We start from the raw sequence: 14453 nt of genomic DNA on the forward strand, positions 1-14453 counted from the left end.
CCAGCCTCCCTTTTTACAGCACGCGGTTACAGCACATAGCGCGACAGGTCTTCGTTGACCGCCAGCGCGTCGAGCCGCTCGTTGACGTAGGCCGCGTCGATCGTGATGACCTTGCCGCTGTCCTCGCTGGCGGTGTACGACAGTTCCTCCAGCAGCTTTTCCATCACCGTGTACAGGCGCCGCGCGCCGATGTTTTCGGTGCGCTCGTTGACCGAATAGGCGATCTCCGCCAGACGGGTGATGCCTTCCGGCGAGAACTCGATCTTGACGTTCTCGGTCGCCAGCAGCGCCTCGTACTGTTTGGTCAGGCAGGCGTCGGTGCTGGTGAGGATGCGCTCGAAATCGGCGATCGACAGCGACTCCAGCTCGACCCGGATCGGGAAGCGGCCCTGCAACTCCGGAATCAGGTCCGACGGCTTGGCCAGGTGGAAGGCGCCGGACGCGATGAACAGGATGTGGTCGGTGCGGATCATGCCGTACTTGGTGTTGACGGTGGTGCCCTCGACCAGCGGCAGCAGGTCGCGCTGCACGCCGGCGCGCGAGACGTCGGCGCCGCCCACTTCCGAACGCGAGGCGATCTTGTCGATCTCGTCGAGGAACACGATGCCGTTCTGCTCGACGTTCTGGATCGCCTTCTGCTTCATCTCGTCCTCGTTGACCAGCTTCGCGGCCTCTTCGTCGATCAGGAACTTCATCGCCTCCTTGATCTTGACCTTGCGCGCCTTCTTGCGCGCGCCGCCGATGCCGGAAAACATCGACTTGATTTGCTCGGTCATTTCCTCCATGCCGGGCGGGGCCATGATTTCCATCTGCGGGCCGGTCTCGGCCAGATCGAGCTCGATCTCCTTGTCGTCCAGCTCGCCCTGGCGCAGACGCTTGCGGAAGGTCTGGCGCGTGGCGTCGCCGGCCGGCGGCGCGTCCGACGGCGTCGATTGGTGGAAGCCGAAGTCGCGCGCCGGCGGCAGCAGGATGTCGATCACGCGGTCCTCGGCGGCGTCCTCGGCGCGCGCGCGCACCTTGGCCATCTCGGCCGAACGGGTCTGCTTGACGCCGATGTCGATCAGGTCGCGGATGATGGTGTCGACGTCGCGGCCCACATAGCCGACCTCGGTGAACTTGGTGGCCTCGATCTTGATGAACGGCGCGTCGGCCAGCTTGGCCAGGCGGCGCGCGATTTCGGTCTTGCCGACGCCGGTCGGGCCGATCATCAGGATGTTCTTGGGCGTGATCTCGTGGCGCAGCGGCTCCTCGACCTGCTGGCGTCGCCAGCGGTTGCGCAGCGCGATGGCGACCGCCTTCTTGGCCTTGCCCTGGCCGACCACGTGCTTGTCGAGTTCGCCGACGATTTCATGGGGAGTCATGTTCATGCTGGTTCCAGTGTTTCAACGATGTGATTCAAGTTGGTGTAGATACACAACTCGCCCGCGATGGTCAGTGATTTTTTGACAATCTCGGCGGGCGACAGTTCCGTATTTTCCACCAGCGCCTTCGCGGCGGACTGGGCATAGGTGCCGCCCGAACCGATGGCGCCGACGCCGTCCTCGGGCTCGAGCACGTCGCCGTTGCCGGTGATGACCAGGGTCGATTCGCTGTCGGCGACCAGCAGCATCGCCTCCAGGCGGCGCAGCACGCGGTCGGTGCGCCAGTCCTTGGCCAGCTCGACCGAGGCGCGCAACAGGTTGCCCTGGTGCTTTTCCAGCTTGCCTTCAAAGCGGTCGAGCAGGGTGAAGGCGTCGGCGGTGCCGCCGGCAAAGCCGACCAGGACCTTGCCCTGGTAGACCTTGCGCACTTTGCGGGCCGTGCCCTTCATGACGATGTTGCCCAGCGTGACCTGGCCGTCGCCGCCGAGGGCGACGTCTTTGCCCCGGCGCACGCACAGGATGGTGGTACCGTGAAATTGTTCCATATTGACCTCAGAGTAATGACGCGAGCTGCTTCAAGACTGAAAAGTGGGGCTGGAAACTGGAATTGCAAGTTGGTACAAACAGGAGTTGTGCTTAGTACTTATGCGGATAGAGCCGGGCGATATCGCCGTAACCGAGTAATCTTAACAGGGCCGTCACCAGATGGTTCACGTCGCGGAATTCGATTTTGCGGCCTTGGGCGGCGTGCGGTTGCAGGCAGGCGTGCAGGCCGATGGCGGTCGGATAGTCGATGCGCAGCAGGCGCGAGCAATCGAACACAATGGTCGGATACTGGCCGGCGTAGTGCTCGATGGCGGGCAGCAGCGCGCCGAGCTGGCTTTCCATCACCGGCGGCAGCATGTAGCGGTCCGGCGACGACGGCGCCCGCTGGGCCGGCGCCATCGCCACCTTGTGCGGGGCCGCGAACGACGGCGGCGACACCTCGAAGGTGACGCAATAGTCCATGCCGGTTTCCTCGAATTCCTTTTCGCGGTTGAGCAGTTGCAGCAGTTCGAGCAACAGCAGCCACGGCGCCTCGGTGTCGTCGGGACGCCCGATGGCGATGCCGGCGCGGATTTGCGCGGCCAGCTCGGCCGCGCCCACCAGGATCAGCTCGCGCTGGCGGTCCTGCAGCCGCCGCAGCGTGTCGAGCAGCAGCCAGCAGGCCTGGGCGTCGATGTCGGTGACGCGGTGAAATTCCAGGCGCAGCACCGGGTGGTCGTCGGCCAGCCGCAGCAGGTCCTCGAGCTGGCCGGCGATGGGTTCGCCCAGCACGCCGCTGAAGGTGGTGGTCGGCGTCACGCCGGCCCAGCCGGGCGAGGCCGCCGCCGGTTCGGCCTGCGCGTTCCACGACGGCGGCGAGGTTTCGAAGGTGCTGACGTAGTCGATCGCCAGGTTGTCGAAGCGCTCCTGCCGGCCGCTGGCCTGGTACAGGTCGAACAGCATCCACCAGACGGTGCGGTCCTGGCCGGCGCCCAAGCTGCCGGTCAGCATCTGCTCCGCCGCCGCGCTTTGGCCGTTGGCGTAGAGGATGGCGATTTCCTCGACCACCGGCGCGGTCTGCGCCTCCACGGCCGCCTCCGGCAGGTCGTCGTCGCTTAGCAGCATGGTGGTCGGGACGTCGGCCAGCGCCCCGGTGCCGGGCTCGCCTTGGTTGCCGGTTGCGCCGGTCAGGGTGCTGGTGCCGGCGCGGCGCGCGGGCGGGCGGCTGCCCCAGGCCGGCTCCGGCTCGTTGAAGATGTCGAACGCCATCGCCGATTCGATGGCGTCGATTTTCATGGCGGTGGCGCGGGCGATCTCGCGCTGGCGCGCCTGCTGGTGCTGGCGCGCGGTTTCGCTGTTGGCGGCCAGGCGCGCGTCGTCGTCGTCGCCGAGCGGGTCCGGCGCCTGGTCCGGGCGCGGCTGATCGGTTTTTTTGAATAGCGAAAACAGTCCCACGCTTGCCTCGTTGTCATTGGCGCCGGTGCAATGCTGGCGTCAGCGTAGTGTAGCGGAAGAGCAAGGAGAACTTATTACGGATGGGAAGGGTGCGTGCAAAAGCACGTAAAAAAGCACGCGGCGAGCGCGTGCCTTCTGGTCGGGCGTGCAACGGGCCGGTCGTAGGGGCCGGCCCGCGCGATTAGTCGCCGTACAGTTTCTGTTTCAGTTCGCGGCGCTGTTGCGCTTCCAGCGACAAGGTGGCGGTCGGACGGGCGATCAGGCGCGGGATGCCGATCGGCTCGCCGGTTTCCTCGCACCAGCCGTAGTCGCCGCCGTCGATGGCGACGATCGACTGCTGAACCTTCTTCAGCAGTTTGCGCTCGCGGTCGCGGGTGCGCAGTTCCAGCGCGTGTTCCTCTTCGATCGTGGCGCGGTCGGCCGGGTCCGGAACGAGCACGGTTTCGCGCAGGTGTTCGGTGGTTTCGCCGGCGTTTTTCAGCAGCTCTTTCTCAAGAGCTTGCAGCTTAGCTTTGAAAAATGCCATTTGCGCCGGATTCATGTAATCCTTTTCATCCATCTTCAGAATTTCTTCTTCGGTCAGGACGCGGTCGGCGGCGGCGGGGGTCGATTTATTAGTTTTGGTCATAACTTCGCTTACCTTCGATACGACAGAGTTTTCAAATTAATCAGCCCGGATTTGTGGCAGTCACCGTGGCAAATTAGTGACAAATTAGCCATCCCCACAAAACCCGGATAGTTTATACCAGACATTGTTCTAAACCGCTAATAAAGATGTCTTTTGGCAGATTTTTACCTATAAACACCATTTTGCTGCCGCGAACGTCGTTTTCTCCCCATTTCGCGCCCAGATCGCTGCCCATGATCTGGTGCACGCCCTGGAACACCACCTTGCGATCGGCGTCTTGCATCAACAATACGCCTTTGTAGCGCAGCATGCGAGGCCCATAAACATTTACCAGCCCGCCAAGGAACTCGTCGAGCTTGGCGGTGTCGAACGGGCGTGTACTTTTGAACACAAACGCGGCGATATCGTCGCTGTGGTGGCCGTGATGGTGGTTGTGGTCGTGGCCATCGTGACCGTGGCCTTCGTGGCCATGGTTGTGTCCGTGATCGTGGCCGCAGTGCTCGTCGTGCACGTGGTCGTCGTCGTGGGCCTGGTCGGTGGCCAGGAAATCGGGGTCCAGCTCCAGCTTGTCGTTCAGGTTGAAGCCCTTGAGGTCGAGCACGTCCGTCAGCGGGGCGCGGCCGAAGTCGGCCTTGCCGATCGGCGCGCGCGGGTTGATGCGCTTCAGCCGGGCGGTCAGCGTGGCCAGCGCGTCCTCGGTGACCAGGTCGGTCTTCGACAGCAGCATCTTGTCGGCGAATCCGACCTGGCGCTGCGCTTCCTCGTGCTGGTCCAGCTGGTCCATCGCATGGCGGGCGTCGACCACGGTGACCACCGCATCGAGCATATAGTGAGTGCCCACTTCCTCGTCGACGAAGAAGGTCTGCGCCACCGGGCCCGGATTGGCCAGGCCGGTCGTCTCGATGACGACGCGGTCGAAGTGCAGCTCGCCGGCCGCGCGCTTTTGCGCCAGGCCGGTCAGCGCCACGATCAGGTCACCACGGACGGTGCAGCAGATGCAGCCATTGTTCATTTCAACGATTTGTTCGCCGCTATCCTGGACCAGGATTTCGTTGTCGATGTTTTCCTGCCCGAACTCGTTTTCGATGACGGCGATGCGCATGCCGTGCTGTTCTTGCAAGATACGGTTCAGCAACGTGGTCTTGCCGGCGCCAAGGAAGCCGGTCAGGATGGTGGTGGGGATCAGTTCCATGTTCTAGCAGCCTGAGTCTGGTGGACGGGAACCCCATATGGGGCTCAATCGCAAAAATGCAATCGGCCGATTATGCCGGAATTTCAATTGTGCTAGCAATTGGTCCATTTGAGCAGTGTCAGTACGGCCCGGATTTTACGGTTGCGTGTGGCGCGATTTCAGCTATTTCACCTTGGCGCGCGGGTGGGCCTTGTCGTACACCTCGGCCAGATGCTGGAAATCGAGCGCCGTGTAGACCTGCGTCGAACTGATGCTCGAATGTCCCAGCATTTCCTGCACCGCCCGCAGGTCGCCGGACGATTGCAACACGTGCGAGGCAAACGAGTGACGCAACATGTGCGGGTGCACGTGCACCGGGGCGCCGGCGGCCACGCCATGGGCCTGCAAACGCTGCTGTATGACGCGCGGCGACACGCGGGTGCCTCGGGTACTGACGAACAACGCGTTGCCGCCGTCGACCGGCGCCGGACGCACGGCGATCCACGCCGCCAGCGCCTCGAGCGCGGCGGCGCCCACCGGCACCACGCGGCGCTTGTTGCCCTTGCCGGTGACAATCACCTCGCGGTTGTCGAGGTCGACCCAGCCCAGCGCTTCCTTGCCGGCGGTCAGGTCCAGGCCGGCCAGTTCTGACACCCGCAGGCCGCTGGAATACAACAGTTCGAACATCGCCCGGTTGCACAGGTCGGCCGGTTCGGCGCCGTTGCCGGCGCGCGGCGCCGACGGCGCCACCAGATGCACGGCGTCATCGACCGACAACGCGCGCGGCAGCGTCTTGGCGCGTTTCGGCGCGCGCACGCCCTGGACCGGGTTGGCCGCCAGCGCGATCCGGTCGCCGAGCCAGCCGAAAAATCCGCGCCAACTGGACAGTTTGCGCGCGATAGAGCGCGGATCGAGGTCTTTTGCGTGCAGTTTGGCGGTCAGCCGGCGTATCATGAAATGGTCGATGGCCGGCCACTCGTGGCCGTCCGACAGCGCGGCCAGTTCCTGCAAGTCGCGCGCGTAGGCGGAGGTGGTGTGCGCCGACAGCTTGCGCTCGGTGCGCAAATAGCCGAGATAGACGTCGATCCAGGCTAGCTTGCTGTCCGGTTCGGCGCCCATGGTGTGGTGGCCGTGCCTTAGGCCAGCAGCCAGGCCAGCGCGGTGCTGGAGGTTTCGCCGATGTGGACCAGGAAGTCGGTCGCCATCAACGAGGTGAAGCGGGCCGGATCGGCCGAGCCCAGGATCAGCAGGCCGAAGGCGGTCTTGTTGCCCGGCTTGCGCAGCGGGATGATCACGGTGGAGGTGATGCCGGAGGCGTCGTCGAGCCAGCGCACCGCTTCGAAGTCCTTGTTGGTGCCGCAATACGGCGCCATCAGGCTGTTGGCAAAGATGCGCGCGTCCTCGGACACGCCCTTGACGAACCATTCGCCGTCGTACTCGGCTTCGGTGCCCCACATGCGCAAGGTCACCTGCGGCACGTCGAAGGCCGACTTCAGGCCGCTGACGACCGAGTGTGGCATCGAACCCACATCCTCGGACTCCAGCAACACCTTGGTCCAGCGGTGGAACTTGTTGGCGATGGCTTCATTTTCGGAAGCCAGGCGCATCAGATTGCTCATGCGCAGTTCCAGCGCCTTGTATTTGTCGCGCATCACTTCCATCTGCCGCTCTTGCAGCGAGACGGCGCGGCCGGTGATCGGGCTGGCCAGTTTGATTTCACCAAGCAAGTCGGCGTGTTCTTCGAAGAAGTGCGGGTGTTCTGTCAGATACTGCGCGACAAGTGTTGAATCCAATGGGACGGTCATGAGTGTTCTATCTGCAAGGGTTAAGGCCAGTGGCACATTTTAACCGACGCAACGGTTTGTACTAAACGAAAAACGACATGGCGCCGCGCGAAAAAAAACGGACAAGGTCGCCCTTGTCCGTATCCCCAACGTCACACCAGCGGTTCTTGCCGACCGCGAGGTTTAGAAGTTGTGATGTATGCCGAGACTGTAGAAATTAAACGTCGTGGCAGGGGTGATCTTTTTGCGGGCCGCGTCCACGTACAGGTAGGTGCGGGCCGACAGGTTGTAGTCGTAGCCGACCGAAACCTGTTTGGTCTTGGCGATGTTCGGGCTGTTGGCCTGGTTGTCCGGTTTCTTCTGGCCATAGCCGGCGCGGATCATGCCCGGGCCGATGGTGTAGTTCGCGCCGATCAGCCAGGCCTTGGTTTCAGGATTGATCAACACGCTTTCTTCCTGATCCTGCTTTTGGTACGAGCCCATCAGCTTCAAGTCCGGGATCGGCTTGAACGACGCGCCGACCGACCACAGCTTGGTGTCGACGGCGTTGCGCTCATAGGCGCCATAAGCGGCGAACGGGCCGCTGGTGGCGGTGGCGCTGAGCGAGTACGGCACCACGGCGGCCATGCTGTTGGCGGTGAATTGCGGCGCCAGCGCGGTGCCGCGGCCGATGATGACGGGACCGTTGTTGGCTTCCTTGGAGGCCACGGTGGCGTTCAGCTGGAAGATGCCGGCGATCACGGGGGTGTTATAGAACACGGCGTTCGAGAAGCGGTTGGCCGAGTTGCCCGCCGCGCTCAGCGGATCGCTGGTGTAACCGGCCACCTGCAGGTCGGTCTGGTAGCCGGCGGTGGCCGGCATACCTGCCCACGGTTCGAAGGCAGTGCTGGTTTCCTGGAACGCGGTCAGGCCGCGGCCGATGCGCACGGTGCCGAAGCCGCCTTGCAGGCCGACCCGGCTCTGGCCCTGGAACAGCGGACGGGTGGTGTTTTCGATGACGCCGGTGTCCGGCTCATAGCGGATCTCCAGCTGGAACAGGGCCTTGAGGCCGTTGCCCAGGTCCTCGACGCCGCGGAAACCCAGCTTGTTGTTGTCGCGCTTGCCCACCATCGTGGTGGTGTTGCCGGAGTTGGTACGCTTGGAAAGGCCTGCATCCAGAGTGCCATAAATGGCGACGGACGATTGCGCGGATGCGGCGCCGAACGCGCCCATGAGTGCCACGGTCACCAAAGATTTTTTGATCATTTGAGTTATTCCTTTTTAGAGTCAATCGTACAAAGGTCTAGTGCTTTTCCGGCCGCTTCATCTCTCCCGGTTGGATCGAACCTTAAAGGGTCACCGGGGCAAATGCGTTGGAATGGTCGGCTATGGCGCCTTGTTTGTGTCAAAAGCGGGGGAATCGCGGCTTCTTGTTGTATTTTCGAAACGCTCGATCGGCGGTCCCCCGGCCGCTCGCCTGGCCTTGCCTGTTACAGCGTCTAACCTGCTATTGCCGCATTATTTCTTTTCATGAAAGCATCAAAACAGCTCCAGCGTACAGGGGCGGCAGGGGGTTTGAGCTTGTGGCAGATCAAGCGCCCGCGCATTATGTCTAGGGTGTGGCGTCGATGGCACGCTACACTTGGAGTCTCATGGTGAGCCGGTCCGCTGGCAACGGCGACGACGCACCGCCCGCTTCGATAAATCACATTCATAGTGAGACGATGGCAAATCGAGAAGAGTTAGGGATCATACGGGGCGCCCGCGCCGGAGACGCGGTCTGCCAGTTAGCGTTGGGGAAGCTGTATCTGTTCGGCGGCGCCAGCCTTCCGTTGAGCTTGCCAACGGCACTGCACTGGCTCAACCGCGCCGCGCTGCAGGACCAGGACGAAGCCTGGATGCTGATCGGTAGTCACGTCCCTTTCGAACACGCCCAACATTGCCTTCCGGCCGTGCTGTCCTGGTACGACCGCGCCTATGACGCCGGTGTCCAGCAAGCCGGTGTGGTACTGGCGCAACTGGTGTTGAACCAGCCGCCGCAGCACGACGCCGCCGAAGTCCCACACGCCCAGTTGCGCGACAAGGCCTTGCAGGCGCTCGACACGGCCGCCCGCTCCGGCTCGGTGGAAGCGCAGTGGCTGCTGGCCCAGCAGGGCGGCGCGCCGGCGGTCAACGCGCCGCTGTCGGCGCCGGTGTCGGCGCGCTCCGGACGCGGTCCGCGCCCGTCGGCGCACCGCTCCGGCGGGCGCCAGCAATGGGCCGCGCACATGGCCGATTACGGCATGGCGTCGTCCCACTATGCGATGCTCGACGAGGCCTGGCATACCGACCGCGACGTGTTTTTACAACGCGCGATGCCGCCGCTGCGCAAGCTGCTGGCCGACGCGCCCTGCGACGCCGAGGCCGCGCGGGCGGCGGACTGGCCGCTCGGCCCGCAACAGCTGACGTTGCTTGCACGCTGCGCCAGCCTCCTCGACAGCGCGCCAGGATACGAAGCCGAGCTGCGGCAATGCCGCGAGCTGGCCGCGCACGGTGGCGAGCGCAACGCGCAACTGGCGCTGGGCCTGTGGTTCGCGCGCATGGACAGCGAGGGCAAGCGGCAGACCAAGGGCATCGCCGCCGTTAATTTCAAGCGGGCGATACGCTGGCTGACCTTGGCGGGCGAGCAGGGGCTGGCGGACGCCTGGTTCGCGCTGTCGCGTATTTATCTGAAGCCGGAGTTCTCGCAGCGCTGCGTGGCCGAAGCGCAATCGTACCTGGAGCGGGCGGCGGAAATGGGCCACTGCGGCGCCCAGCTCGAATGCGGCATGTACGCCTGGCGCAACCGCCGCAACGACGAGAACAGCGACGTGCGCGCGGTGTACTGGTTGCAGAAGGCGGCGGCGCAAGGCTGCGACGAGGCGAACGCGGCATTGGAGCGCATCGCGCAGGCGCCCAAGGAGTCGGGCTGGACCGAAAGCATCGCCGGCTGCGTCACGCGCGAGTTGACGGTGAGCCAGCCCTTGCTGGCGGCGCGGCTGGAACTGGCGGAGTTGTTTGGCTTGAGCCGCGCCGAGGCGCTGCTGCTCGATGTCAAGGCGGCCGACCAGGGGCATTGCCTGGTGGTCGATATCCGCGCCAGTTACGGGCGCAGCAAGCGGCGTTTGATTTTGCTGCGCACCGCCCGCGAGCGCCAGGCGCTGGACCGCATCAGCAGGCTATTCGACGCCACCGACGGCGGACCGGACGGCCCGGAAGGCAATTACCGCCAGCGTCTGTACCGGCTCAAGACCTGGTTGCCGGCGGCCGGGGGCGATGACTTGCTGGCCGCCTGATTAAATTTCCATCTCGCCTTCGAACACGGTCACGGCCGGGCCGGTCAGCAGCACCGGCTGGCCTTCGCCCGCCCAGCTGATCGACAACTGGCCGCCGCGCGCATCGACCCGCACCGGGCTGTCGAGCAGGCCGCGCGCAATGCCGGCCACCGCCGCCGCGCAGGCGCCGGTGCCGCAGGCCAAGGTCTCGCCGACGCCGCGTTCGAACACGCGCAGCTTGATGTGGCCGCGATCGACAATCTGCATGAAGCCGGCGTTGACCCGGTTCGGAAAGCGCGGGTGGTGCTCGATCAGCGGGCCGGTCAGTTCCACCGGCGCCGCGTCGACGTCGTCGACCACTTGCACCGCGTGCGGATTGCCCATCGACACCGCCGAGATCAGCACGCTTTCCTTGGCGCCGGCCAGTTCCAGCACCAGCGGCCACACGGTGGCGGCGCCCTGACGTTCACCTTGCAAGCCTTCGGCGTCGAACGGCACGCGCGGCGCGTCCAGTATCGGCGGCCCCATGTCCACCGTGATGCTGCCGTCGGCTTCCAGACGCGGCGCGATGACGCCGGCCTTGGTTTCGACGGTGATGCTGCGCTGGTCGGTCAAGCCTTTTTCCGAGACGAACTTGACGAAGGCGCGCGAACCGTTGCCGCACTGTTCCACTTCCCCACCGTCGGCATTGAAGATGCGATAGCGGAAATCGCAGCCGGGCTGGGTCGGTTTTTCCACCAGCAGGATCTGGTCGGCGCCGACACCGAAACGGCGGTCGCCCAGCAGCTTCCATTGCGACGCGGTCAGGTCGATCTGCTGGTTGATGCCGTCGATGACCACGAAGTCATTGCCGGCGCCGTGCATCTTGGTGAATTTGAGTTTCATCGTCTGTCTTCTACTTCGAACGTTGGTACAGTGAGGGCTCGCCGTTGGGCCGCGTCTTGAAGCGTTTATGGGTCCAGAAATACTCCGACGGCGCTTCACGCACCCTTTCCTCGATGAACTCGTTCATGCGGCGGGTGGCGGCGACCATGTCTGGGCCGGGATAATTGTCCCACACCGGATAGAACTTCACACGATAACCTTGATAGTTTGGCAGGAAGGTGGCGATCACCGGCATCACCTGGGCGCCGGTGGTGGCGGCGATGCGGGCCGTGGCCGTCAGCGTGGCCGCTTCGATGCCGAAGAACGGTACGAACTCGGCATCCTTTTCACCGAAGTCCATGTCCGGCAGCATGAAGTAGGGCAGCTTGTCGCGCAACGCCCGCAGGATCGGCTTGATGCCGTCCTGGCGCGTGAACAGCTTGACCGGTTTGAAGCGGGCGCGGCCGGCGCGCAGCACCTTGTCGAACACCAGGTTCTTTTGTTGTACATACATCGACGACGCGCTGGCCACCATCGCGATCGAGGCGCCGGCCACGTCCAGGCAGACAAAGTGCGGACACAGCAGGATAGTCGGCTTGGCGGTCATCTCCGCCACCGGCACCGGGCCGGGCTCGACCTGGATCAGCCGCCGCAGGCGCGCCTCCGAGGCCCACCACAGGATGCCGCGCTCCCACACGCTGCGCGAGTACGCCTGGAAATGGCCGCGCGCGATGTCGACCCGTTGCTTCTCGCTCAGCTCCGGCAGGCACAGGCGCAGATTTGTCAGCGCGATGTGGCGCCGCGAGCGCAGGGTCATGAACAACAGGCTGCCGGTCAGTTTGCCGACCCGACCAAGCAGCGGCAGCGGCAGCCAGTGCAGCAGCCACATCAATCCTAATAACAGCTTCATGCCCGGCCTCCCGCCGCGACCGGCGCGGCGATGCCGGCGGGCACCTTGTAGCGGTTGTAGCTCCAATAATATTGTTCGGGATTGCGGGCGATCAGACGCTCCATGGCGGCGTTGATGGCGCGCGCCTGCGCCGCCGTGTCGCCGTCGAGCGTGCCGTCGAATGGCACGAAGCGCACCACGAAGCCCTTGCCGCCGGGCAGGCGCTCGGCGTAGGTAACGATGATGGTGGCGTCGCCCATCTGCGCCAGCTTGGCCGGCAAGGTCATCGTATAGGCGCTGCGGCCGAAGAAATCTGCCCACACGCCTTCGCCCTCCTGCGGCACCTGGTCGGGCAGCACGCCGATCGGCTTGCCTTTCTTCAGGAACTTCGCCAGCATCCGCACGCCGGACATATTGGCCGGCGCCAACAGCAGATTCTTGCGCGCCCGCGCGCCCTCGACCAGCGGCTTGAGCGCGGCCTGCTTGGGCGGGCGGTACATCACCATCAGCTCGGTGCGCAGCGCGATTTCCTGCGCGACGATCTCAAAACAGCCCAAGTGTGGCGTCAGGAACACGATTCCACGTCCGGCGTCGAGCTCTGTCTGCACCAATTGCCAGTTTTCGGCGGTGGCAAGGCGCGACACCCGTTGCGGCGACGCGCACCACACAAACGGTAGCTCGACGATACTTTTTCCGGCCTCGGCAATGGCCGCCGACAGATGCCCGGAATAGCCGGCAAGGGCCATGTTCTCGCGCATACGCCGACGATGCGAGGGAGAACACAGATAAACCAGCCAGCCCAAAGCGGCGCCGACCGCATGCAGCAGCGGCAGCGGGAAAATCGATAAAAATCTGAAAAGATAAACAAGCATGAAGTTAAATCGTCACTATCAAGGAGCGTCCGGCTGCTATTGCCCTAGCCAAAATTTTTTTAAGAAGCGTAAAATACCACGTATGCAGTAACCGCTGAGTTAACAGACAACTTGCGAAGCGGAATATAAATATCGCTAAAGCGTCGCAAGCCGTATTGGGTGAGCGACAACCATTCTCAACCAGTATCAGGAGCTTGCGATGTCAAACGATTATCTTTTCACTTCCGAATCCGTCTCGGAAGGCCATCCCGACAAGGTCGCCGACCAAATCTCGGACGCCATTCTGGACGCCATCCTCGAGCAGGACCCGAAGGCCCGCGTTGCCGCCGAAACGCTGTGCAACACCGGCCTGGTCGTGCTGGCCGGCGAGATCACCACGCACGCCAACGTTGATTATATTCAAGTCGCGCGCGAAACCATCAAGCGCATCGGCTACGACAACACCGACTACGGCATCGACTACCGCGGTTGCGCGGTGCTGGTGGCCTACGACAAGCAGTCGCCGGACATCGCCCAGGGCGTCGACGAAGGCGCCGGTATCGACCTCGACCAGGGCGCCGGCGACCAGGGCCTGATGTTCGGCTACGCCTGCGACGAAACGGCCGAGCTGATGCCGGCCGCCATCCACTACGCGCACCGCCTGGTCGAGCGCCAGTCGCAGCTGCGCAAGGACGGCCGCCTGCCTTGGCTGCGTCCGGATGCCAAATCGCAAGTCACGCTGCGCTACGTCAACGGCCGTCCGGTCGCGGTCGACACCGTCGTGCTGTCGACCCAGCACGCGCCGGAAATGCAGCACAAGCAGATCGAAGAGGCGGTGATCGAAGAGATCATCAAGCAGGTGCTGCCGCGCGAATGGCTGGTCGACACCAAGTACCTGGTCAACCCGACCGGCCGCTTCGTCATCGGCGGCCCGCAGGGCGACTGCGGCCTGACCGGCCGCAAGATCATCGTCGACACCTACGGCGGCGCCAGCCCGCACGGCGGCGGCGCGTTCTCCGGTAAAGATCCGACGAAAGTGGACCGTTCGGCCGCCTACGCCGCCCGTTACGTCGCCAAAAACGTGGTCGCCGCCGGCCTGGCGCGCCAATGCCAGGTGCAGGTCAGCTACGCCATCGGCGTGGCCCGTCCGATCAACATCACGGTCTACACCGAAGGCACCGGCGTCATCCCCGACGACAAGATCGCCGCGCTGGTGATGGAGCACTTCGACCTGCGTCCGAAAGGCATCGTGCAGATGCTCGACCTGCTGCGTCCGATCTACGCCAAGACCGCCGCCTACGGCCACTTCGGCCGCGAAGAGCCGGAATTCACGTGGGAGCGCACCGACAAGGCCGCGATCCTGCGCGCCGCCGCCGGCCTGAACTAAAACAACGCCGGGGTCAAGTCTGTCATTCGGACACAAGCTCTACCGTGGAAGGTTTTCTACGCTAGAGGCCGTGTCCGAATGACAGACTTGACCCCGAAGAGTGTTGCTTGAACCTCGCTTGACCCAGCTTATTTTGGCAAGGCCGCTGTGCTGCGCGCCAAGCTGGTGCTAAAATGCACCTTCCGAGGAGCGCTGCGACGAATTCATTTTTGCCAGGCTCGGAATCTGCAACCGCGCTCACGTTACTTTTTTCTAACTGAAAGGAG

The 14453-nt window shown here is 63.9% G+C and carries 13 protein-coding genes and 1 riboswitch; of the genes, 2 read left to right on the forward strand and 11 right to left on the reverse strand.

The genetic code is table 11. The annotated features are described in order from the left end of the window. Window positions 1–26 precede the first annotated feature (26 nt). The 8 genes from hslU to ACZ0BA_RS24305 all read right to left on the reverse strand — a co-directional run bounded on the left by hslU (window position 27) and on the right by ACZ0BA_RS24305 (window position 8169). The gene (gene hslU / locus ACZ0BA_RS24270; protein ID WP_463453708.1) at window positions 27–1367 is read right to left on the reverse strand and encodes an ATP-dependent protease ATPase subunit HslU; all 1341 of its coding nucleotides are present in this window, start codon (window positions 1365–1367) and stop codon (window positions 27–29) included. Beyond that, a complete protein-coding gene (gene hslV, locus ACZ0BA_RS24275; RefSeq protein WP_463453709.1) occupies window positions 1364–1906 on the reverse strand; it encodes an ATP-dependent protease subunit HslV in 543 nt (180 codons plus the stop codon). Before hslV ends, hslU begins: the two co-directional genes overlap by 4 nt. Window positions 1907–1997: 91 nt before the next feature. Continuing rightward, the gene (locus ACZ0BA_RS24280) at window positions 1998–3341 is read right to left on the reverse strand and encodes an STAS domain-containing protein (protein WP_463453710.1); all 1344 of its coding nucleotides are present in this window, start codon (window positions 3339–3341) and stop codon (window positions 1998–2000) included. A 181-nt stretch (window positions 3342–3522) separates the two neighbouring features. Beyond that, window positions 3523–3969 carry an RNA polymerase-binding protein DksA gene (gene dksA, locus ACZ0BA_RS24285; protein WP_090325594.1) on the reverse strand — a complete coding sequence of 149 codons (447 nt, stop codon included), beginning with the start codon at window positions 3967–3969 and terminating at the stop codon, window positions 3523–3525. A 112-nt stretch (window positions 3970–4081) separates the two neighbouring features. Then, window positions 4082–5161 carry a CobW family GTP-binding protein gene (locus ACZ0BA_RS24290; RefSeq protein ID WP_463453711.1) on the reverse strand — a complete coding sequence of 360 codons (1080 nt, stop codon included), beginning with the start codon at window positions 5159–5161 and terminating at the stop codon, window positions 4082–4084. Window positions 5162–5323: 162 nt separating this feature from the next. Beyond that, window positions 5324–6259, reverse strand: coding sequence for a tyrosine recombinase XerC (locus ACZ0BA_RS24295; protein ID WP_463453712.1), 936 nt, complete (start codon window positions 6257–6259; stop codon window positions 5324–5326). Window positions 6260–6276: 17 nt separating this feature from the next. Next, complete coding sequence (locus ACZ0BA_RS24300) at window positions 6277–6945, reverse strand: DUF484 family protein (protein WP_463453713.1); 669 nt, start codon at window positions 6943–6945, stop codon at window positions 6277–6279. Between the two features lie 162 nt (window positions 6946–7107). Next, on the reverse strand, window positions 7108–8169 hold the full coding sequence (locus tag ACZ0BA_RS24305; RefSeq protein ID WP_463453714.1) for a porin: 1062 nt from the start codon (window positions 8167–8169) through the stop codon (window positions 7108–7110). 458 nt (window positions 8170–8627) lie between these two features. Here ACZ0BA_RS24305 and ACZ0BA_RS24310 point away from each other — a divergent pair, with 458 nt between their 5' ends. Further along, window positions 8628–10217, forward strand: a complete 1590-nt coding sequence (locus ACZ0BA_RS24310) for a tetratricopeptide repeat protein (protein WP_463453715.1) — start codon at window positions 8628–8630, stop codon at window positions 10215–10217. Here the strand turns inward: ACZ0BA_RS24310 and dapF are convergent, their stop codons facing one another. Genes dapF through ACZ0BA_RS24325 form a run of 3 tightly spaced genes read right to left on the reverse strand, consistent with a single transcriptional unit; the run spans window position 10218 to window position 12821 of the window. Next, a complete protein-coding gene (gene dapF, locus ACZ0BA_RS24315; protein WP_463453716.1) occupies window positions 10218–11081 on the reverse strand; it encodes a diaminopimelate epimerase in 864 nt (287 codons plus the stop codon). A gap of 10 nt (window positions 11082–11091) precedes the next feature. Next, window positions 11092–11970: an LpxL/LpxP family acyltransferase gene (locus ACZ0BA_RS24320; RefSeq protein WP_463453717.1), complete on the reverse strand. Its 879-nt coding sequence runs from the start codon at window positions 11968–11970 to the stop codon at window positions 11092–11094. Beyond that, window positions 11967–12821: a lysophospholipid acyltransferase family protein gene (locus ACZ0BA_RS24325; protein WP_463453718.1), complete on the reverse strand. Its 855-nt coding sequence runs from the start codon at window positions 12819–12821 to the stop codon at window positions 11967–11969. Before ACZ0BA_RS24325 ends, ACZ0BA_RS24320 begins: the two co-directional genes overlap by 4 nt. Window positions 12822–13020: 199 nt before the next feature. Here ACZ0BA_RS24325 and metK point away from each other — a divergent pair, with 199 nt between their 5' ends. Further along, window positions 13021–14187, forward strand: a complete 1167-nt coding sequence (gene metK, locus ACZ0BA_RS24330; protein WP_463453719.1) for a methionine adenosyltransferase — start codon at window positions 13021–13023, stop codon at window positions 14185–14187. Window positions 14188–14365: 178 nt separating this feature from the next. Then, window positions 14366–14433, forward strand: a riboswitch (S-adenosyl-L-homocysteine riboswitch). Window positions 14434–14453: the final 20 nt, after the last annotated feature.

The organism is Duganella sp. AC917 (genome assembly GCF_979258245.1).